Source organism: Limnovirga soli (assembly GCF_013106755.1).
In the GTDB taxonomy this organism is placed as follows: Bacteria; Bacteroidota; Bacteroidia; order Chitinophagales; family Chitinophagaceae; genus Limnovirga; species Limnovirga soli.
Genome location: NZ_WHPF01000004.1, coordinates 93,806 through 115,041, shown reverse-complemented (window position 1 = coordinate 115,041; position 21,236 = coordinate 93,806). Strand labels below are relative to the sequence as shown.

Sequence of the window (21,236 nt, the reverse complement as noted above, 5' to 3'; positions counted from 1 at the left end):
TAAGTTTGGTTGTAAAAGAAGTGTAAACAAAAATATATTTATAAATTTTCAAATGTATTTATTGAAATGTCCTTTAGATAGACAATTCCTAAAAAAATGAGGGAAGTAAATTAAGCTTGATGCTGGTATAATTTATTTGCTTTATAGTATTCCAGCACATCCACAATACCTGATTCCAGCATAAAATCTATTAATGTATAGGTTTCTTCGAAATCAGGTATCCACTTCAATAATTCAAGCTCAGATGTATCTTTTGTATTGTAATTTGGAATTTGCAGCAAAGGCAGCAATATGGTTTTAATCCTGTGTCTGTACCTGTTTATTGTTTCTGATTTAAGGTGTTCACCACTTTTATTTTTTCTGGCAATTTTGCCTTTTGTTATTTTAGTAAGAATACCCTTTTTATTTTGTGATACTTCCTTAAATGTTTTTATAGCATTTAAAAGTTGTGGAGTTAGTAAATTTTTTTTTGGAATATTTAGAAAATGGGCAGCAGCTTGTTTTACCAGCATTTCATCTGCTTTGTTCCTTTTTTCCATATGAAATATCCTTGGTTTTAGCGGCTCGCCTTTGTATTTATCTACGATAACATGGCAGTTAAGATAGGTTTCCATCATCCCCGCTTTATCAAAAGTAAAAGGCATGCTAAACTGTTTGATAAACATATATTTTCCTTTAGCATTACGCATTGGTAGGTTTACACAATATCTGGTTTCAAAAAAATCTATTTTTGAAAGCTTTTTGTCCATTACTACCTTCTGTATACCAGCCAGAAAAGCTGTCATCCATTCTCTTAAAAATGGATGTATCAAACCAATATAAAATTCAATACTTAATTCGTGTTCAGTTGTTATTGGATAACCCATATGCCTATCAAAGCCCCAATGCCAAATAACTTTATTTTCTTTTATACTATAGAGGGTATAAAATTCATCGTGATGATTGAATTTTTTAATTAACTCAATCTTTTCCCCTGGCCGGCCCTCATTCCATTTACATGCTGTTTCGGTTAATACACTTGAATTCTGCGCTAATAATTCAAAAAATTTTGCCTGATTAAAAATTTGCATTTCGAGTTTTCTTAAAGTTCTTTTATTAATCTTTTATCTACTATAGCGATAAATTATCTTTTAATTATATTTAATAGTGAAGCCATCAATTGAAGATTCTCGTTAATGGAATTATTTGAAGGTTTTACAAACAGATCTGCAAGTTTTTTTACTTAAGCTGCAGACCTCATCAAAGGTCAACTTGCTTCCTGTAAATTCATTAGTAGAATTCTTAAGTGTATTACAGGATTTACTTGAATGAACATCTATTTTCGGTTAACTGTATCCCAGAGTTTGTAATCTTATGAACTGTTTTACTATAGTCATGCTGATTGAAATTTTACCCATTAAGGTTTGTTTAACCCGAACTTAAACCTTATATAATGACTGGTAACAGCATGAACTTTCGCTTCGTGCCACGTCGTCATTTTGAATCGGCGCAACATGATCTTTCGAAATCGGCTTGTGTGGACAATATCGCCGGTGGTTACTGGTACGGAAAACAATAAATCAAATTTAAGTTACCAAACATTATAAAAAAGCGTGATTTATCACGCAATTTGGTCTGTGATAAATCACGCACCCCGTGATTTATCACGTTTTTGGCTAAGCTTTATAGCAATTTTAATTTGTGGCACGATTTTATTTTAAAAAATGTGCTTTTTTCCTTTGTAAAAGCCCAGTAGCAATCCCTCCGCATAAGAGCGCGACGCAAGTAAAGCCCAATGCTAAATCAATAGCCTGGCTAAAAATCTCTAAAATGTAAATTGCTGCAGTTAATAAAATAGGCGCCTAAGTTTACAGTTTTAGCGTTCCGTCATGCCGCTGATGATGTGGTAATATTAAATTTATTGCCTCCTAAAATCAATACCGATAATTTTATTTAGGTATGTACATGTCTTTATTAATACATAGTGCCATTTTCCCAGAATCCAGCCTTCGCACGATGGCAGCGGCTCAATTATGGCAGCATTTACACCCATTCGCATAGTATGTAACAATACCTTAAACATGGCGCTAAGAAACCACAGCAATGCAGTATTTATAAAGCATACCGCCAACGCAGCCGACAAGTTAACCGAAGCCGCCCGTATTATTGCAATATCTGATAATATTACCGACCAGCTAACCACCCTATTTAATAAATGGGCGAAAACCCGCATAACAGACGAGCAGTTAAAAAAATTGGTACAGCTTGCCATGGCACCAAACAAAGAGGTATTTCAGGCAATAGTAACAGAAAATGCTGCTTTCGAGTTTAGCACCCAGTTTGTAGATACAATAGATGATGTATTAAGCTATGCATTTGCCAGTCCAACCCAACAAATGCAAACCACAGCAGGCACTTTGTTTGGCGCATACAACGCCATAACTGGCTACTATCAAAACGTGAAAGACTATAAAAATGCCGATGCAAAGCTAAATTCTATCCTGTACGGTACAGGGTTAGACCGCACTAAAAAAGCCTTTGAAATATGTAGTAAATACATCGATTTTTTGAACTAAGCTGAAACCCACATATTAAACTTTACTTGCGTCGCACACTTGTGCAGCACCAAAAAGCCCGGCATTGCCCGGGCTACTTTCTTTTTTACTGCGCTTCGCTCACTCCATCATACTTCAGTCGTTCGCTCAGCTTGTTAAAAAGAAAGTAGCAAAGAAAAAAAGTTTTATTCAGTGGATAAACTTAATTGAACTACTCGTGTTACTTTCAATAGCCAGAACAACAGCTGAATAGAAGCTGTGCGCAACTTGAAGTAGGTAGCATGGTTGCTGTATTTATTTTTCATTTGAACCAATTGCTGATTGAATTACTCCTGTCATTATTAAGTAATGTTGCTCCAGTTTATTATAATCTTTTGAAATCAGACTCTTTATTTCATCAATCTCACCTTCTTCAGAATTTTTCAATTTTGCAAAAAGACGAAAATTCAAACTAATGCTATTCACACAACGTTTTAAATCATGAAGCTCACCAAAAAAGGATTCGGAAAGAATAGCTTTGTTTTGATAAAGTAAAGTCTCCAGTGACTTCTGATATTCATGTTGCTTTTGCAGAAAGGGTTTTAGATATTGAAATTTAAAATCTCTTTTGTTTATTTGGTACATATTTTCTCTAGCGCTATTTCTTAACTTATAAACCAATTCAAGCAATGTTTTATATAATTCGTATTGGTCGTCAAAAAGTTTTCCCTGTCTTCTTTTATCTTCTTCAAGATTTATTCGCTGGCGATTTTCGATTTCTTTAAACTTGGTTTCGACTCCTTTTTCAAAAGTTTTTTTAAAGAGATATAGAATCACACTAACTAATGTCCCTGAAAGTAAAGTCGACGTTAATATCGTTTGCCAATTTATCATTATCGTTTAAATTGAATTTAACTTGAATTGAACCAAGTCAAAGTTTATAAAACTAATACCAAAATTGTTTGTAAAGCCCTGAATCAAAGCCCGTCTTTACTAGAAGCTAAGATTGTCCCGCCACAATTTTGGCAAACCACTTGTTAGGCGAAGTACTTAACGTGACTTTTCCTCTGCCTCAATTTGCTTTTGAGTTGTAATAAACTCATTGCCGATTTCTTCAATCATCAGTTCTGCAATTTTCATAAAAACAGCATCTTCGAGATATTTTTCAAATCCATGCAACGCTAAGGTAGAATGTAGAAGTGAATATGCTGTGTTTTGGCCTGGATCTGCTAGACCGTAATTGCTTGGACCTGCAAGCATTACTTTGTTTTGACGATATGTACCTAGTTTAAATAAAAACCCTTTTGCGCCACTATGAACATAGTTGTTCGCCATTTTATAAAAAGGCCGCATATGCTTAAACTCAACAGTTTCTTCCATCCCAGCAAAATTTCGTTTCCCAGGAAGCAAATATTCCGACGACCATCCATAAGCTTTTACAAAATCTTTCCCATATTTTTCTTTTAGGAGGTTAATCTGGGCCTCTACATAATTATTGTCTTTTTTCGAATATGTTTTGTTGCCTAGCTTTTTATAGTTCTTTTGAAATTCAAGTCTTTCTTGATAACTTTCTACAATTGAATAGTCTAAATATTTTTGAGATAAATCTTCAGGTTTGTTATTTAGAAAATTTCCTAAAACACTAATTTCATAAAGGGTACGCCAACGAGAAAGTGCACCATCAGCGAATCCTGACTTTAGAAGCTCTAATACTTCAAATGCAACTTGGCAGGATCTTGCATGCAAGCGTAATAAAACTTCAAACTTTACATTTTTGATATTTATTTTCCTGTAAGAGTAGGCCAATGTTTGACCATGGTCTAAATTGTAGCAAATAAATATTTCTAATAAATCAAAAGCTTTACCCCAACGTGTCTTCAAGTTTGCCTTAAAATTTCTATTTTCTTTTTTATTTTCCTTTAGTACATTTTTTGATTCTCGTTTAACATGCTTTTCGATAGCTTTCGTAAATAGTGGAAATGTTTCTTCTATAGCTTTACTAATTTGGCTTGGTGTAGGCTTTCGCTTTTGTTCAGCAAAGGTGCTAGTTAAAGCTTCCAAATAGATATTCTCAATCCAATTTCTATTCATAATAGTATTTCGCCCAAAGGGTAGCGCTTGCTGCAGGGCTTGAATTCATTGCTTGTCTGCCCAGAACCACTGGTGATTAAAGATATAAAAAAACATATTAACAAACAAAATCTCAACAGTGTATGTCCTGCCCAGATGAAGCACAACAGCGATAAAATGACCGTTGCTCCAATATGTCTTGCCAGCCCTGCAGCAAACCCAATGTTGGTGGCAGGCTTTACCACCGGGAATTGATCCTGTCTTCCCTAAGGCTTTTTTCTTTTGCCCAAGTAGGGCGTTCATTTAATATTCTTCTTTTCTCATCTTCTGTTGGCTCAGTTGGAAAATCAATCATTTCAAACTTCAAATTTTCAACGGCTACTTCCGTCATTGAATATGGAAAGTAAATGCCATGTAAAAAAGTAAATCCTGTGCCTGATGCCTGATAAATAATATGTTTATTAACGAGTCCGACAACTGTTTCGTTGTCTAAAGGCAACTGTAAAGTATGTTTACCATTTATATAAAATTCTCTTAGAAGCGCCTTTTCATGATTGTCTAAATACATGATGTCCCTGAGTATTGACTTTTTGATTTTGTTTCTATAGTTATTACGACTAAAATGTTGAGAAACAAAGCTAATAAGTGTCACAAGTAGAAAGGCTGAGCTTATAATGAAAGTTATGCCAATATACTTTCCATAGTCTTTGAGAAAATCAGTGATATTTAATTCGGTTAGAAACCTTTGTGGCACGAATAATAACAACACAGAACTTAACCAAATAACAAAAATGAGTTTTGTCGGAATTTTCTTTATGTCAAAAAGTTTCTCAAAGAACTTCTCCATTGGAAGATTAATTTTAATTAACGGAATTCTGATTTAAAGTTGCCACCAACTCCAGAATTGATGCTAATAACTGAATTAATGCATAATATAAACCCATTGATAATCAACAAACTGTTATTATACATTTTGTATTGTTTATATCATCAATCTATTTTGCAAAATAGACTATTTCTTCTTTGCAGTGGGTCTCTCGGCTTTTTTCTTTAACATTTTAGCCTTATAAGTTTCAGGCTTTTTATCCGAATCAATACTCTTTTTTTCTGTCTTTGGTGCTTTTGCCATATTATAAAATTTGTATAAATAAGGTGAATATAAATACAGCCATAGAAATAAAACCGGCTAAAATAAAGCCTAATGAGATGCTCAATCTATTTGCACGTAAATCATTAACAGATTCATTTCGCTCACTCGCAGTTATAAAGTCAACAATTCTATCATCAAAAAAATCTTCATTGGTAGGGGGTGTTCCCCCCAAAGAATCCAAATAGCTTTTAATATCAGTCACACCTTCAAATTCACGTATTTTCAATCCTAATGTTATAAAAAAGAAGCCTAAGGAAAAAAGCAAAAACGACAACACAAATAATCCTATTAAAACCGTCTTGAAAGTAGCATTGTCAAGTACTTTTAATATTTCAAAAATGTCCTTTATTTTAAAAATAACTCCAGTCAATAAAATTGAAAGTATAGAAAAGTAAATTTCACCACGTTTGGTAAGGTCAGAATATCTCTTTTCCTCCTCAACAAATTGATCCTTAAAAAAGTCGTATTGTTCTTTGGTGGCCATAAATTTCTAATTCAAAATTAACCAGTAAGCTTACACAATTTTACGGATTTTATTCAAAATTCAATTTCCTTGTTATTGCTGTGTAACAACCAACATCATTGTTATTTTGTACTTATTTATTTTTCAGGTAAGTGAAATATGAGTATTGAAATTACTACTTCTTTATTTTTATCAGCAGGTAGATGAAAAATATGCTCACTCCAATTATTAGATTTTTGCCCCTTTGTTGTAATGTAGCAATTGTGTTTGGGAATAACTACCTTAATTTTTTCAAGTATAGGAATTATCTCTTTGGTACGTACAAATATTACAACGGCTGTTTTGCTGTCTCTCCATGTCAAATAGCTCAGTAATTGGTCGATAGTTTTAAGAAACTTTTTATCACCACCCCAAAATTTACATTCTGCAACAAATGCTACTGAACTATCATGGCGAAGTAAAATATCGGTTTTTCCTTTCATATTAAAGGTTTCACCTGTGGCAGAGCCATATTCAAAATTGGGGTCAAGTACCATTAAGATGTGGTCGCGTAAATCTTCCTCCTTTTTGCTTTTATAAATCGAAGGAAGACGTTCAAAATTTCGACCAACATCATCTATGATTTTTAAAATCTTAACATAATTGTCATAATCTAAAGTTGGCTCAGGTGTAAATCCAGAATTTGAGGCAATAGGATTTTTAATTGTAATTTTCTCCCTGAGTTTCGGTGACGGAATAGTAAAAGTTTTTGGGGTGTTGAATTTTGATTTTAGTGGAACATTAAAAGACGATAAAAAATTATTTTTTTCTAAAAGCTCTTGCCTTCGATTATTTATTTCTCTAACAATAAAATCCTTTAAACCATTATTATAAGATTCAATGTCCGCCTTTAAAGCAATATAGCTTCTTTTGAAACTAAGAAGATCATTGTTAAACTCTCTTCTGATTCTTTCAGGGTCATTATAAAAATTTATATAATTAAATAACAATTCATTGTTTCTTTTTACTGGTGCAGGTATGCCTGATGAGAGATAAGTAGAAGGTCGGTAATTTAAATAGGAAATATCGCCTTCGTAAGGAACATGAAAAACTATTATATCCTTTTTTATTAATTTGTTCCTATCATGTAAGTTGAAATCATTAGGAAAACTAGAACCAGGAATGTCACCTTCGTAACTTGATATTGTGAAATTTGTTGTGTCAAGTAACGGGTAATCAATGTAATGAAACGAGTATAAATATTCTGAATATTTCTCAATACTAATGCTAAGAAGATCATTTTGACTTTTTGAATTTATAGAATTAATAATGAATTGTCTTTCATTGTCAAAAAATTCAGTTGAAGATTTTCCAGAAAAAAATCGTCCCGTATTAGAGTGATTCATTTAAAGTAGGATTTAGCAACATTGCATACAAATTAAGGATTTATGAAATTAATCGAAACAATGCAACAAATTTAAGTAACCACACAATATAAAAAAGCATGATTTAAAACGTTTCTGACTAAGGTTTATAACAATTTGAATTTTTCGCACGATTTTATTCTAAAAAAGTACATGCCTTACATTATTCATCATTTCTAACCTCAAAATAGCGAGACAGATACCAAATGCATTATACGCTTCTCAAAATGATTTATATGAATGATTTCATAACTTGCATTACCTGAAAAAGGTTCAACAATATTAAAATGATATTTATTTTCAAGATATTCATTTTCACCTACAACATAAATCATTATGTTAGTAGAACAACTGCTGATTAGTACTATGTCCGACAGCCTTTCGGCAAGCCTTTTGATAGGCGTTCGTTTATGGAAATAATTGTTTTAAGAATTTTTCAAACCGTTCTGGAATTGAAGTCCGAGGACCAATTATTTCAAGTGCGTTGCTATGATTAATATTTGTTTTGACTTTGGAATTGTGATTGTAGTTTTTTAATAAATAGCCGTTAAGCCTATTGAAAAATGTGATCAAAAACCAAGCTTCAAATTTACCTCGTAAGTATAATTTATAAGTTGGTGTTGCGTCCATTACATTATACCAGTGTTTTAACCCAGATAAATGAACTATAGGAGTTTTGACATGTGTTACATTTTCCAAATAAGCTATTTTGTCAATTTTTAAGTACAAGAAAGTTAAATCGCTATTTATTTGAAACAGCTTTGAAAGGTCAATCATATTTAGATTGGCTTTAAGCTTGTGACTTCTTACTGTCAAAACCCACGCAAGAATTGGCCTGATCTGTTTTATGAACAATTCTAGCTCTTTCTCATATTTTGTTACTATTTGATTTACTTGTACTTCTTCATGAAAATGCAAGATTTCACGAATTAAACGTTTCAAAACCTCGGGATTAGATATGTAGTTCTCAATTGAATAGTATGTTGTTTCGTAAATATTATCGTCTTCGGGAATAGGCTCACCTAAAATCCTACAATAATCTCTATCAATAAAAATAATTATTCTCCTTTTATCGTATATACTCCAGTCTATTTTATTGTAAATTTCAAGTGATTGCTTTTTCCCTAGGCTAATATGAGTGATATAATTTTTAGTTAGCCCTTGGAGATAATTGAAATAAAAAGACTGGTCGTCAAATCCTTCAAATATATAATGCAAATCATTTGTATCGAATCTATACTTCTGTAACAGCTTTATATAAGCTAAATTTGAAGTTTGTGCTTTTTGCTTTAGAGCTTCAACAGCATTCATAGTAAAATTACTTAAGTGAGATAAATTCGTTGAAACCTTTTGTGTGTTTTTCCAAAGTTTCACTAAAAATAAATGGTGAGTGAGTTACTGCAATTAAACCTGAATTATTAGCATTTAAAATGTCTTGTAAAAAACGTTCTTGCCAAGAAACGGAAAGAGACAACTCAGGTTCATCAATAATTACAAAAAACTGTTTTGTATCAGATAGATATAAGTGACTAAATAATGAAACAATTTGTTTTTCGCCAGAACTTAACTTGGAGAAATCAATTTCCTTTTCCTGTTGTGTTAAGTAAACCTTTATTTTTCTATCTTCTCTAGAATATATAAACTCCTTATTATTGCAGTAGCTGTTGCATAACTCAACAAAAATTGTAACTTCTTTTTCAGCAATTGATTGTTTCTCATAAATATCAACTAGCTTTTGTATAAAGTATGCAATAATTTTACTTTCGTTTGTAATAGAGGCAGGGTGGGATTTGTAGATATCTACAAATTTGCTAAGACTATCCTTTTCATTTTTCTGGAGTATGTTATCGTCAATTCTACTTAATATTTCGTTTAGCTTTTCACTCGTTATGGTATTTAGTACATTGTAATTATAACGCTCATAGTTTTTATTGAGGATATCTCTCAAGTAGCCCCCCATTAATGACTGCCTTAAATTTTTTGTGAAATTTATATAAAGAGAATTAAGTTTTCGTTCAACTTTTTGCTGCACATCGTACATGCCGAACTCAACTAACTCTATGTATTTGGATGAATTCTCTTGTTCAAAATGAAGTCTTTTGTCCCTTAAAGAGTCGAGATTTGTCTCTAAATCTGGAAAAATATTTTTTAAATCCTTTTCAATCCTTCTATAAGTCGGCAAATAAAGAATTTGTGCCTTAATTTCTTTATTTAGTATTTCCGAAATCTTGTCGATGTTATCCGAAGAATCTTTTGTAGAGAAAAGAAGTTCATTAGAAATGTCAAATAGAACAGAAACAGGAACATCAAACCTGCTTGCTAGCTGTTCTAATTCAAATGGATTATTTAAAAGAGCTTTGATTTCATATGTTTCAAGTAGGTAATCTGAAATTCTAGAAATTCTAGGGCTTTGTGTTCTTCGGAAACTCTGATTTCTTAGTTTCCGAAGTTTGATAAAATTATTTAATTCCTCACGTTGAATTTTAAATTCATTTTCACCTATTTCAAATAGTAACGTTTCAAAATGATACTCAGTTAGCTTATACCATTGTCTTGATAAGGTATAGTAGATGATATTGACAATGGTGGTCTTTCCTAGACCGTTTTCTGCCACAATAATTAACTTACTGTCATCAATATTAATTTTAACGTCCATGTCTCCATGCAGACCTAATATTTCAAATCTTTTTAGTTGTAGTAACATAATGTTTGTTTAAATGACGCCCAACTCAAGGATTTATGGTATTATTTCAGACAATATATAAATTAAATCATTGATAATCAACAAAGGTTATTATACATATTGTATTATATATAGCATCAATAGATTTAATAATATGGTTTAAAATCTCAATGACAAATTTATATATCCTAGAAACACAAAAAAGCGTGATTTATCACGCAGTTTGGTCTGTGATAAATCACGCACCCCGTGATTTATCACGTTTTCGGCTAATTATTATAGCAATTAGAATTTTTGGCACGATTTTATTTTAAAAAAGTCGGTAGTATGATGATGTTGTGTATTGTGGCGTGTAGCGTCCAGGACTTCGTGTTGTTTAGGTATTTACTATTGTCTTGCCTGGTGCCGATGATAATTAAAGTTATAAAAGTAAAGTTTTACAAAAAAGCCCAACAGAATTCCGTCTGCAGAAACCGCTGCTGATTGCGAACCAATGCCGATGGTAACAACGTCTTACCACACTTGAAGCAATACCCAAGTTAGCGGTTTGGCATTATTATTCTTCGGTGTATTCATTGAATATCATTTCTAACTCTTCTGTTGGATGGAAACCAGATTCTACCTTTTCGTGCACAAATAGACCATCTTCATAAGTTATTTCCGTAAGAGCATGAGGCAAATCTTTATCAAATATTCTTTCTGAAAGTTCAACTATGGGTACAGGCATCCATTCTCCACCATCTCGTTCTCGATATACATAAGCAGCCTTCGTCAGTACGTATAGAGATTGCCTGTCTTTTGAAAATCCGCTTTTGACAACTACGTATTCTCCATTATGGTTTCGGAAGAAAATCGCCTCTTCGGTCAAGTTTTCATAATAAGCTTTCATTGGATTGCCTTCAAATTCGTGTGGTGTACTTGGGTATTCGTTTGGCTTATCCTCAAGGCTAAAAATAATACGTTGTGCGGCATTTGGCGTTTTAGACATTATGTAATTTGGACGTGTAGCAATTGGAGTTTCAACAGATTCTCGATTAAATATCCACTCACCCAAAGAGCCTCCTTTTAATGGATTGTTACCTTTTGCCCAAGACAACATTCTAGCTAAACTAATTTGTGCTTCTTCTGCTGAAACGGCACACATCCACTCATAGTTTGGGTCTTGAAATTTGTCACGAAATTTTGAAGGTTCGGCAAGAAATGCTTCTACACTTCCACAAACATGTTCAATACGTCTTGCTGTAATTGGGTTAAGTAATATGTTTTCTAATCTTGTTACCCAACGTAAATTCTCTGGTCGATTGTTTTGCTTATTTGTGTCAATATGGTCAACAACGTGTTCTCTTGTTGGCGGTTCTCCATGAAAAGCGGTCGCAACTATTCTATGAATACGAACCGAACCAATTTCTAAATAACCTGTCTTGTTGTTTAGTTTGCCGAAAGTCCAATTGTTGTCCGTTGGTCGTGGTCGTTTCCCCTCGATATTATGTCGTAAGACTGCTCCGTTGTCACGAACAGAGTAAGACTCGTTTTTGTAAAAGCATTTACTTTCTTTCGTAAAATCGTGCAAGTCAACCATAATCATTCTAAAAGTATCTCTAGTCAGTTTAATAATCTATTAATTGCAAGGTTGTCATGTTATGACAGATTACTGGCAGGGAATTCCTTTGTTGATGCATTTGGAAAAAGTCCACCCGGAACTGAAGCCAAATTTAAAAAATCTAAATTGAAAAACGGCAAGCCCGAACAATTTCTACTCAATACTACAGATTTAGAATACAACATTCTGCACCAATAACGCCATACCCAATGTTGCCTGCAGCTTATCGTCTTGTAAGGATGTTTCATTATTTAAAGGGTTTTTCCAGTTCCATGTTTATATGAATTCCCTTTGTTGTATTGTCAAAGTTAAGTGTTGCAACCTTCCAGCCCTCGCTTTCTAAACTTTTGATTTTGGTAGTCAACTGACTGTGGATTTCTGGATACCTTATACATTCATCCATCCACTGCCATGTCCAATCTTCATCACTATTTTCTTGTAGTTCTCTAAGGTGAGAAAGAAATCTTAGGTCATATGTTTCGAGCGTAATTCTTTCAAGCTTTTTTATTAGAGGAATATTTGAATTGCTATTCTGATTAATATTGCTTAGCGCCTTTTTCAAAAAGTTTATACATGCCAACTACAGCTGTTGCCGCCGCAGAAATGGTAATTGGATCTGTAAAAAACGCTGCAGAGTTTATTTCTGAATTTAATTCTTCCATAAATGTTATAAACTCGCTATCATTCAATATCATTTGATTTTTTGAAAGGAACAATCTTTTCGTTAAAACGTCCTCATTTGCTTCATTACTCATTTTGATTAAATTTTGTTGTGAAAATTCTTCAGGTTGTGGTACATTGTCTAAGTTGCAGGCACAAAAAGGGATATGTGCTGGCGTGGGAATATAATTCCGACTGCCCAACTTGCACAAAAACCCATTTTATGCGCTGCCCAAGCTCCTCGATGCAACCTCATAACGAAAAAGTAGCAGTTACTCCAGCTTGAAATCTTTTAAAAAGTCCGTTATTTTTTTTTTGCAAATCGAATATATCGTTCATCTGAAAATTCACCGCTAACCTCGGAATTAGGTTATTATCTTTATCTGGTGAAATTATAAAAAGACTTCCTCCTAATTTGCTCTCAGGCATTTCTCCAGTCGTTGCAAGAGCACTGTAAAAGAGTGAATAGCCAAATTTAAGTGATTTAAAATTTGGATTTGGTACCGGTTCAGACTTAACTGTTTTTCTTGTAATTGTGTCAACCCTATCACCGTTTGTTACATACTCCGTAGTAGTCTCTTCTTTTTCTTTCATTAAATCACTACCATCGTACTTCTTGAGATTTTTAAATTGATATTTTGGCAAGTGCGTATAAGATATTTGAATTAACGCTGCGTCCATTTCTTTGTAAATGCCTTCCTTTGCTGTCACTTTTTTTTCAATATTCCTTTGAATTCCTGAGGCACTATCAAATGTTGTCCGCCTATCTATTATGTCTACATTTGAAAGTTCACCATAATTGTTTCTTCTGTTATACACAATTTTAAAGTTGATGTAATCTTGCTCAAATGTCCCGAAAGCCATATTATAATCAAGTCCTAAACTATATCCGGTAAAACTCGTATCAATAACTTGTCTACTAAATGATGTGTCCTTTCTCAGTAGTTTATTCTTCTCATAAGTAATGGATGTACTTAGAGTTAACCAGTCGTCAAACTTTCTTTTTGTTCCATCAATTCTAACAAGCATAGGGCTTGCGAATAGTCTAACCTTAGTTCTTGCAGCATTAAGTTTTACTCCAGGAGAAAATTGACCATTCGTAATTAAAGGTCCAACCCCTTCATTAGGTTTGGTTGAAAGTCCAAAACGATAAACCAAATAATCTGCTGGATTATTTGATTTGTTAGTGAATAAGTAATCTGCACCGATGCTTTGTGTTCCTGTATTTAAATTAAGCATTGTGTTTTTTGTATTTTCATTCAAATACGGTGAAAAAATTGGCTCGCCCTGCAAGTTCCTTAGAAGAATTTGTGAGTAGGACTTTTCAATAATTAAGAAAGAAAGAAGTATTATTAATTTTTTCATGTTTGCTAGATGGAAAATGATTTAAAAGCTATCCGAGTGTCGTCGGATTGAGCAAAGACTGTATTATTTTTACTTGGCTTAGCTTCGTTGATTAAAACGACACATTGAGCTGTTCCCCCATATCCTGTGCAGGCCAAATAAACCTCTAAATTGTCGTCACTTATTCCATATTCGCTCCAAGTTTTGGAATAGTAGTCTCTGCCTTCACTTGGAGGTAACCAACCGCCTATAATATGATCTTCTCTTATTCTTTCAAGAAATACCTGACATCTACGAGTGTTGTTATCGTAAAGTCGCAGTTCTAGTTTGAAAATCTTCATAATATTTGGTTTTAATTAATAAAAAATATTTTTGTCAACGGCTTCTAAAAGAGTGTTTTAGAAATATGATTTTTCCACTTAAATAAAATTGGTTGCGTACAACTAAAGGATTGATACTATTAATAGATATAATTTGTAATTTAAAACCATTTACAATCAACAAACCGATATTTTACATATGTATTGTTTATAGCATCAAACTAATTTTCTAAATGGTTTGAAATCGATTTAACAAATTTAAATATCCTGACAATACAAAAAAGCGTGATTTATCACGCGGTTTGGTCTGTGATAAATCACGCACCCGTGATTTATCACGTTTTTGGCTAAGGTTTATAGCAATTTGAATGTTTGGCACGATTTTATTTTAAAAAGCCGCTTTTTTGTCTTTGTAAAAGCCCAACATTAATGCAACCGTACAAGTGTGCGCAAGTAAAGCCACATATTTAATTTGGTGCCTGGCTAAAAATCTCTAAAATGTAAATTGCTGCAGTTGATAAAATAGGCGCCCAGTTTACGGTTGTAGCGTTCCGTTATGGCGCTGCTGCTGTGGCGGTTTTGCATTTGCTGCCACTTAAGATCTATATTGTCTTTGTTGTTTAACAGGTAATCAATATTGCCGGTATGTTTTAGAGCATACATGTCTTTTGTAATGCCCAGGCCATTCTTAACAGTGTCAAGCCATCGGGCGGTGGCACGTTGGCGGTTTAATTTTGTTTTACCTGGCATAAAGCCGGTACCATCGCCACTAAAAATATAATAATTGCCGGGGTAATTTTGTAGGTTGGTGCTGGCCAGCAACTTTTTTAACGGCGGAACAATTTGCACATAGGCGCCCTGCTTATTTTTTGTTTCGCCTTTGGGGAGGCGAATAATGTTTTATCCAAATCTATATCAGCAATTTTTAAACGGGCAATTTCTGCAGGCCGAGCCCATGCAAAATAGATCATGCCAAGAAATACAATAAAAGGCTGCTGCCCTTCGCGCAGGCTATGTAAAATAATATCCAACTCCTTACTGCTAATGGGTTCAAAACGTTCTACCTTGGAAGGCTTCTGCGTTTTTTTCATACGCTTATCAGAAACTAATTAAAATTAATTAGTATTGTAACCTTCCTATCTAGCCGGCAGGAAGGCTTCAACATTAACACAGCATTTTATACCAGTATTCAAAAAATAGAGAAATTCTTATAAGCAACCACCAATATATTGGTTTGTATAGTGTACACTATACAATAGAAGAATATATACATCTCTTATTCTTCAAAATGCAGATTCTATATAGCAACTTCCAGACACTTGTCATTAACAATGTATGGCATCTTTAAATTATGTTTATAGTATCTCCGGCGCTTTCTATAAAATAATGTGCATTACTCTTTCAATTATTACGAACTGGATATTTATCCAATTAGCTTTGTTAACAATGTCTACGGTAAGAGAGTTAATTCAATTACTTCTTTACTGCAAGTCTTTATTTCCAATTGGAGTGAATGCGTTTTCTTTAAAGGAGTATTTTCAAAAATTCCTTTTCTATAACTAAGAATGGTTACAAAGTCCCTTGCTTGACTGTTTAAGAGAGTAATTTCTATTAATTCTTTAATGAAAGTCTTAGTTTCCAATGGGAGCTTATGAATTTTCTGTAAAAGCATCTGGAATAATTTCTGCAAGAGTATCTGCAAGAGCATCTGTAAGAGCAGTTACAAAAGTTCCTTCTCAGAAACTCACCATGGTTACAAAGACACTTGCTTGACTGTGTAAGAGTGTAATTTCCAATGAATCTTTACTGAAAGTCTTTGTTTCTTATTAGTGTCTATGAGTTTTCTGTAAAAGAGTATTTTCAAAAATTCCTTCTCTATAACTCAGAATGGTTACAAAGTCCCTTGCTGGATTGTGTAAGAGTGTAATTTCTATTAATTCCTTATTGAAAGTCTTAGTTTAAAATGGGAGCGTATGCATTTTCTGTAAGAGCATATGCAAGAGTATCTTTAAGAGTATCTGTCAAAGAATCTATCAAAGAATCTGTCAAAGAATCTGTCAAAGAATCTGTCAAAGAATCTGTCAGAGCATCAATAAGAGTATCTGTCAGATCATCTGTAAGAGTATCTGTTAGAGTATCTGTAATAGCATCTGTAATAGCATCTGCAAGAGCATCTGTAATAGCATTTACAAAAGTTCCTTTTCTGAAAATCACAATGGTTACAAAGACACTTGCTTGCCTGTGTAAGTGTGTAATTTAAAATGCATCTATACTGAAAGTCTTTGTTTCGTATTTGAGCCTATGCGTTTTCTGTAAAGGAGTATTTTCAAAAATTCCATCTCTATAAATCAGAATGGTTACAAAGTCCTTTGCTTGACTGTGCAAGAGAGTAATTTCTATTAATTCTTTATTGAAAGTCTTAGTTTCCAATGGGAGCGTATGAGTTTTCTGTAAGAGCATCTGGAAGAATTTCAGTAAGAGTATCAGTAAGAGTATCAGTAAGAGTATCAGTAAGAGTATCAGTAAGAGTATCTGTAAGAGTATCAGTAAGAGTATCAGTAAGAGTATCAGTAAGAGTATCAGTAAGAGTATCTGCAAGAGTATCTGTAAGAGCATCTGCAAGAGCGTTTACAAAAGTTCCTTCTCAGAAACTCACAATGGTTACAAAGACACTTGCTTGACTGTATTAGAGTGTAATTTCAAATGCATCTATACTGAAAGTCTTTGTTTCTTATTGAGTCTATGTGTTTTCTGAAAGAGAGTAATTTCAACAATTCCTTATCTATAACTTAGAATGGTAACAAAGACCCCTGCTTGAATATTTTGAGAGCAATTTCCAATGCATCTTTACTGAAAGTCATTGTTTCGTATTAGAGCCTATGCGCTTTCTGTTAGAGAGTAATTTCAAAAACTCCTCCAATGAAATTTAGACTGGTTACAAAGACCTTTGCTTGACTGTGTAAGAGTGTAATTTCCAATGCATCATTACTGAAAATCTTAGTTTCTTATTAGAACATATGCGTTTTCTATAAGAGAGTAATTTCAAAAATTCCTTATCTATAACTCAGAATGGTTACAAAGACCTTTGCTTGACTCTGTAATAGAATAATTTCCAATGCATCATTACTGAAAATCTTTGTTTCTTTTTAGAACCTATGCGTTTTCTGTAAGAGATTAATTTCAAACATTCCTTATCTATAACTTAGAATGGTAACAAAGACCTTTGCTTGACTATGTAAGAAAGCAATTTCAAATGCATCTATACTGAAAGTCTTTGTTTCGAATTGGAGCATATGCGTTTTCTATAAGAGAGTAATTTCAAACATTCCTTATCTATAACTCAGAATAGTTACAAAGACCTTTGCTAGACTCTGTAATAGAATAATTTCCAATGCATCATTATTGAAAGTCTTTGTTTCTTAATGGAGTCTATGGGTTTTCTGTATGAGATTAATTTCAACCATTCCTTATCTATAACTTGGAATGGTTACAAAGACCTTTGCTTGACTCTGTAAGAGTGTAATTTCCAATGAATCATTACTGAAAATCATTGTATCTTATTAGAACCTATGCGTTTTCTGTAAGAGAGTAATCTCAACCATTCCTTATCTATAACTGAGAATGCTAACAAAGACCTTTGCTTGAATGTGTAAGAGTGCAATTTCCAATGAATCTTTATTGAAAATCTTTGTTTCTTATTGGAGTCTATGCGTTTTCTGTAAGAGAGTAATTTCAACCATTCCTTATCTATAACTTAGAATGGTTACAAAGACCCCTTGCTTGATTATGTAAGAAAGTAATTTCCAATGAATCTTTACTGAAAGTCTTTGTTTCTTATTAGTGTCTATGCGTTTTCTGTAAGAGAGTAATTTCAAAAATTCCTTCTCTATAACTCAGAATGGTTACAAAGACCCTTGCTTGACTGTGTAGAGAGTAATTTCAATAGCTGGTTTACATGCTTCAGAATCAACACATATGAGAAATATAAATGGACCAATTAAGAGAACTAATTAATTTTAATTAGTATTTGCAAAAAGTAATTAAAATTAATTAGTGTTAAGAAAAAGTAATGAAAATTAATTAGTTTTTACAAAAAGTCCTTTAAAACCAATAAAACGATTTAATGAATTGTTTTCCTGAAAAAGAGCATTATTAATTTAATCAATCATAGAAAAGCATAATACTGCATTAATAAATCATTTTAAAAAAGTGTCATAGCTTATTAAACCATTGATGAGCCTGGCAAAAGTTAATGCATATAATTGCACTTGCGTCGCTCAGAAGCCTTCCCATTTTGCCTATACCACTTATATCGTCCTTAGAAAATGCAAAGCATAGAAAGGCTTCATATCGATTTTTTTGACCAAAATACTATTTCCTTCAACATTAGATTATGCCTCAGTTTCCTTTCAGGCTCTATCAAACGGGAGAAAATTGATAGCTTCCAATTTCCGGCTGTCCTGAAGTTAACTTGAATTCATATCCATTTCCAGTTTTCTGTGGCCCTGATATTTTTATTGGAATAGCTAAATGAAGAAGATTGCTTTTGACAGTTTTATTCTCAATGTATACTCTAACTTCCCAACTACCAAAAGTTTGAATGTAATCTTTGATTATGTTTAATTCCTTATCAGACAGCAAAGACTTTTTTTTCATAAATGTCAAAGTACCAATTTCCCGTCCTTCCTGAAAATCAAGTAAAAGCTCTGTAAGGCTTGAATATCCTGAAAAAGTCCATAAGTAATTCATTTCATTATTAATTGCCTCAGATGAATATGATAATTTTAATGGTGCAGGTGTTTCCTCATCTGTCTGTTCCAATTCGTCTTGTATAGTATCCGTTTGAACAGAATTTGTTTCACTTATACTATCAATTGCTGCGCCTGAATCATCCATCACTATTCCTGATCCTTCAATGAAGTCATTTTTTGAATCGGATATTTTGATTTCAAGCCTGTATGTCACATCCTTTACCCCGAAACCGGGAAACAAATCATAAAGGCTGGATTTCGCACTGTCTAGTAGGTCTCCTTTTTCTGAGTACTCATCATAAAATACCAGATTCAAAAATGGATCATGCTCTATAGTAAAATTTGAACTTACCGCCATTAAAGAAAGTAGCTTTTGTTGCTTTGATTCAGCTAATTGCCTTTCTTTATTTTTTTTGTTTTCGTTGCTTGTTTTTATTTGTGTTATAACTGCTGTGGTTGCAGAAATAATCATTAAAATAACTACACAATAACCCCAACCTGTAATTTTCTTCTTACCATTAATTCCGTCTGTTGAAGTTTTGGTTAAAGTACCTATCAGGCCCAATAACAAGGAGATGGCTGTGAGAATAATCGCACTATTCATATAAATTTATTATTAGTGAGTTTTAAGTATGAATGCTTTATTAATCTCATAAAAAATAACATATTACTAGCTTTTCAGTTTTAATGAAGCTATTATAGCCACAAAACCCTCCAACCCCGGTTTTAAACCCTCTACAATCTCCAAAAAAATTATTGTAAAGCAGCTTTTGAAATTTTTATTGAGTTGAACCAATTTCCTTTCAATCACTTCGGCACTCCTTTACTAATATCCTTATTACAAATCACAACATCAGTAGTCTCCAAACTCTTCGATAATCATCTCTTTAGTGATAATCTTTTCAAAGGCAATAAGTTTTTCAACAATTTGTGTAACTGGAATTTTATCTTTTGTTTTATATGCTACTAGATGTAATAATGCCTCGGTGGTTAATAATAAGAAACGTTTTATTTCTGTCGTCCAGGTTATTTCACAAATAAATTCTTTCAAATCAGATTTAAAAGAATTTGAAACAATTACGAAACCCAATTTAGTAAATCCGGCCTGTTTCAATTTTGGACAATGATAATTAATATATTCTCTTATTGCCCTATCATCTGTTCCTAAAGTATACCCATTTGCATATGCTTTTGCATCTACTATAAATGCAATATGTTCTGAGGCATATTTTACAATGGCATCAGGCTCACGCCCCATACCTTGCCCAAGTGTCTCAACTTCAAAATCTAAAAGACCAAATGTTTCACCAACCATTTTCTCAAACTCATGCCCTTTGGCTGAGCTGGATTTATCACTGCTACCTCCCAGTTCTGCTAGCTTTGCAATTCTAGGTATAAGGTAATCGCTCAATTCAAATCCTGCATTCAGAACTGGCGTATCTACAGTAACTGTTTCTTCCTGGGCAAATACAGAATTTTCAGTTTCCTTATTTTTTTTGGGTTTTGGTTGTTTAGAATTTACAGTTACTGTTCCGGCAAAATGCCATAGCGCATGCTCAACATCCCAATTAGAAATAGGTTGTTTTGCATATTTGGCAATAACATTCTTTATCACTTCATTTAATTGATAAAACAGCCGGTAATTTTCGTAGGAAGTTTGTTGTGGTTCCCATATGCCTAGTTTTTCAAATGATAAAATAATGGAACTATACATTACTGGCCATTTTTCCGGATCATGTATTTGCCAAAAATAAGATAGGAAATATGCTGAAGACATTGGATTGGCTACAAATCTTTTATCCGTTGCCTGCTGTTTGAAAGTTGTTGAATAATCAAATAGCATCTTCATTTTTAACAGTCCATCTTCTAAGGATGCAGGCTCCTCTAACAAATTTTTCATTAATGAAATATATCTATGCATTTCCCCAATACTAGATCTGGTAAGCAGGTTAAAAAACATCTGCCCTTTCGCCGCAGTAAAACCCCAATAATTATGTTGCTTATTGTAGCTATCAAGATTTGTCTTGAAATCAGGTAGTTCAAGCTTTCCTGATAAAAATGAATCAATCATTTGCCTGATGTCCGTAATAGCAACCAGCCTGCTTTTATCAATGTCTTCAAAAGCTCTTCCTTTGGTGTCTACCACCCTTCTGTCTGCATTCTTATAATTATCCCAAATAATATGTAATTGTTGTGTAATAGCACCGTCTATCATGATAATAACTTTTACTATAGCTTATTAGTTATTCAATATTTGTGTGTTTTAATTGCAACTACTT

Annotated in this window: 19 protein-coding genes; 1 reads left to right on the top strand and 18 read right to left on the bottom strand. The window is 33.1% G+C overall.

The genetic code is table 11. The features are described 5' to 3' along the window. Nucleotides 1-110: 110 nt before the first annotated feature. Entirely contained in the window at nucleotides 111-1,070 is a 960-nt protein-coding gene (locus GD597_RS06210) for a hypothetical protein (RefSeq protein WP_171606964.1), read from the bottom strand. Between the two features lie 909 nt (nucleotides 1,071-1,979). On the opposite strand from GD597_RS06210, the gene GD597_RS06205 reads away from it, so the two are divergent. Then, nucleotides 1,980-2,555 carry a DUF932 domain-containing protein gene (locus tag GD597_RS06205; protein ID WP_317170291.1) on the top strand — a complete coding sequence of 192 codons (576 nt, stop codon included), beginning with the start codon at nucleotides 1,980-1,982 and terminating at the stop codon, nucleotides 2,553-2,555. A 273-nt stretch (nucleotides 2,556-2,828) separates the two neighbouring features. On the opposite strand, the gene GD597_RS06200 is transcribed toward GD597_RS06205, so the two are convergent. The 17 genes from GD597_RS06200 to GD597_RS06120 form a co-directional block, all read right to left on the bottom strand. Next, nucleotides 2,829-3,407, bottom strand: a complete 579-nt coding sequence (locus tag GD597_RS06200; protein WP_171606962.1) for a hypothetical protein — start codon at nucleotides 3,405-3,407, stop codon at nucleotides 2,829-2,831. Nucleotides 3,408-3,563: 156 nt separating this feature from the next. Then, on the bottom strand, nucleotides 3,564-4,604 hold the full coding sequence (locus tag GD597_RS06195; RefSeq protein ID WP_171606961.1) for a DUF5677 domain-containing protein: 1,041 nt from the start codon (nucleotides 4,602-4,604) through the stop codon (nucleotides 3,564-3,566). Between the two features lie 217 nt (nucleotides 4,605-4,821). After that, a complete protein-coding gene (locus tag GD597_RS06190) occupies nucleotides 4,822-5,430 on the bottom strand; it encodes a superinfection exclusion B family protein (RefSeq protein ID WP_171606960.1) in 609 nt (202 codons plus the stop codon). A 283-nt stretch (nucleotides 5,431-5,713) separates the two neighbouring features. Then, nucleotides 5,714-6,217: a hypothetical protein gene (locus tag GD597_RS06185; RefSeq protein ID WP_171606959.1), complete on the bottom strand. Its 504-nt coding sequence runs from the start codon at nucleotides 6,215-6,217 to the stop codon at nucleotides 5,714-5,716. A 116-nt stretch (nucleotides 6,218-6,333) separates the two neighbouring features. Then, nucleotides 6,334-7,581, bottom strand: coding sequence for a hypothetical protein (locus GD597_RS06180; protein WP_171606958.1), 1,248 nt, complete (start codon nucleotides 7,579-7,581; stop codon nucleotides 6,334-6,336). Between the two features lie 426 nt (nucleotides 7,582-8,007). Further along, a complete protein-coding gene (locus GD597_RS06175; protein ID WP_171606957.1) occupies nucleotides 8,008-8,910 on the bottom strand; it encodes a DUF4435 domain-containing protein in 903 nt (300 codons plus the stop codon). Between the two features lie 7 nt (nucleotides 8,911-8,917). Beyond that, nucleotides 8,918-10,303: an AAA family ATPase gene (locus GD597_RS06170; RefSeq protein ID WP_171606956.1), complete on the bottom strand. Its 1,386-nt coding sequence runs from the start codon at nucleotides 10,301-10,303 to the stop codon at nucleotides 8,918-8,920. Between the two features lie 535 nt (nucleotides 10,304-10,838). Continuing rightward, nucleotides 10,839-11,867, bottom strand: a complete 1,029-nt coding sequence (locus GD597_RS06165; RefSeq protein WP_216368525.1) for an HNH endonuclease signature motif containing protein — start codon at nucleotides 11,865-11,867, stop codon at nucleotides 10,839-10,841. Nucleotides 11,868-12,129: 262 nt separating this feature from the next. Beyond that, nucleotides 12,130-12,444: a hypothetical protein gene (locus GD597_RS06160; RefSeq protein ID WP_171606955.1), complete on the bottom strand. Its 315-nt coding sequence runs from the start codon at nucleotides 12,442-12,444 to the stop codon at nucleotides 12,130-12,132. Then, on the bottom strand, nucleotides 12,419-12,637 hold the full coding sequence (locus tag GD597_RS06155) for a hypothetical protein (protein ID WP_171606954.1): 219 nt from the start codon (nucleotides 12,635-12,637) through the stop codon (nucleotides 12,419-12,421). Before GD597_RS06155 ends, GD597_RS06160 begins: the two co-directional genes overlap by 26 nt. 157 nt (nucleotides 12,638-12,794) lie before the next feature. Continuing rightward, nucleotides 12,795-13,907, bottom strand: coding sequence for a hypothetical protein (locus GD597_RS06150; RefSeq protein ID WP_171606953.1), 1,113 nt, complete (start codon nucleotides 13,905-13,907; stop codon nucleotides 12,795-12,797). Between the two features lie 5 nt (nucleotides 13,908-13,912). Next, nucleotides 13,913-14,227, bottom strand: a complete 315-nt coding sequence (locus GD597_RS06145; RefSeq protein WP_171606952.1) for a hypothetical protein — start codon at nucleotides 14,225-14,227, stop codon at nucleotides 13,913-13,915. Nucleotides 14,228-14,689: 462 nt separating this feature from the next. Continuing rightward, nucleotides 14,690-15,055: a hypothetical protein gene (locus GD597_RS06140; RefSeq protein ID WP_171606951.1), complete on the bottom strand. Its 366-nt coding sequence runs from the start codon at nucleotides 15,053-15,055 to the stop codon at nucleotides 14,690-14,692. Further along, nucleotides 15,034-15,297 carry a hypothetical protein gene (locus GD597_RS06135; RefSeq protein ID WP_171606950.1) on the bottom strand — a complete coding sequence of 88 codons (264 nt, stop codon included), beginning with the start codon at nucleotides 15,295-15,297 and terminating at the stop codon, nucleotides 15,034-15,036. Before GD597_RS06135 ends, GD597_RS06140 begins: the two co-directional genes overlap by 22 nt. Before the next feature lie 862 nt (nucleotides 15,298-16,159). Beyond that, nucleotides 16,160-16,420, bottom strand: coding sequence for a hypothetical protein (locus GD597_RS21865; RefSeq protein WP_216368524.1), 261 nt, complete (start codon nucleotides 16,418-16,420; stop codon nucleotides 16,160-16,162). Nucleotides 16,421-18,625: 2,205 nt separating this feature from the next. Further along, nucleotides 18,626-19,561, bottom strand: a complete 936-nt coding sequence (locus tag GD597_RS06125) for a hypothetical protein (RefSeq protein WP_171606949.1) — start codon at nucleotides 19,559-19,561, stop codon at nucleotides 18,626-18,628. A gap of 249 nt (nucleotides 19,562-19,810) precedes the next feature. Beyond that, nucleotides 19,811-21,172 (bottom strand): PDDEXK family nuclease, encoded by a 1,362-nt coding sequence (locus GD597_RS06120; RefSeq protein WP_171606948.1) that lies wholly within the window; start codon nucleotides 21,170-21,172, stop codon nucleotides 19,811-19,813. Nucleotides 21,173-21,236: the final 64 nt, after the last annotated feature.

Bases quoted from the DNA above. Each gene is read 5' to 3' on its own strand.
- GD597_RS06210 (WP_171606964.1), bottom strand. From the start codon at position 1,070: ATGCAAATTTTTAATCAGGCAAAATTTTTTGAATTATTAGCGCAGAAT.
- GD597_RS06200 (WP_171606962.1), bottom strand. From the start codon at position 3,407: ATGATAAATTGGCAAACGATATTAACGTCGACTTTACTTTCAGGGACA.
- GD597_RS06195 (WP_171606961.1), bottom strand. From the start codon at position 4,604: ATGAATAGAAATTGGATTGAGAATATCTATTTGGAAGCTTTAACTAGC.
- GD597_RS06190 (WP_171606960.1), bottom strand. From the start codon at position 5,430: ATGGAGAAGTTCTTTGAGAAACTTTTTGACATAAAGAAAATTCCGACA.
- GD597_RS06185 (WP_171606959.1), bottom strand. From the start codon at position 6,217: ATGGCCACCAAAGAACAATACGACTTTTTTAAGGATCAATTTGTTGAG.
- GD597_RS06180 (WP_171606958.1), bottom strand. From the start codon at position 7,581: ATGAATCACTCTAATACGGGACGATTTTTTTCTGGAAAATCTTCAACT.
- GD597_RS06175 (WP_171606957.1), bottom strand. From the start codon at position 8,910: ATGAATGCTGTTGAAGCTCTAAAGCAAAAAGCACAAACTTCAAATTTA.
- GD597_RS06170 (WP_171606956.1), bottom strand. From the start codon at position 10,303: ATGTTACTACAACTAAAAAGATTTGAAATATTAGGTCTGCATGGAGAC.
- GD597_RS06165 (WP_216368525.1), bottom strand. From the start codon at position 11,867: ATGATTATGGTTGACTTGCACGATTTTACGAAAGAAAGTAAATGCTTT.
- GD597_RS06155 (WP_171606954.1), bottom strand. From the start codon at position 12,637: ATGAGTAATGAAGCAAATGAGGACGTTTTAACGAAAAGATTGTTCCTT.
- GD597_RS06150 (WP_171606953.1), bottom strand. From the start codon at position 13,907: ATGAAAAAATTAATAATACTTCTTTCTTTCTTAATTATTGAAAAGTCC.
- GD597_RS06145 (WP_171606952.1), bottom strand. From the start codon at position 14,227: ATGAAGATTTTCAAACTAGAACTGCGACTTTACGATAACAACACTCGT.
- GD597_RS06135 (WP_171606950.1), bottom strand. From the start codon at position 15,297: ATGAAAAAAACGCAGAAGCCTTCCAAGGTAGAACGTTTTGAACCCATT.
- GD597_RS06125 (WP_171606949.1), bottom strand. From the start codon at position 19,561: ATGAATAGTGCGATTATTCTCACAGCCATCTCCTTGTTATTGGGCCTG.
- GD597_RS06120 (WP_171606948.1), bottom strand. From the start codon at position 21,172: ATGATAGACGGTGCTATTACACAACAATTACATATTATTTGGGATAAT.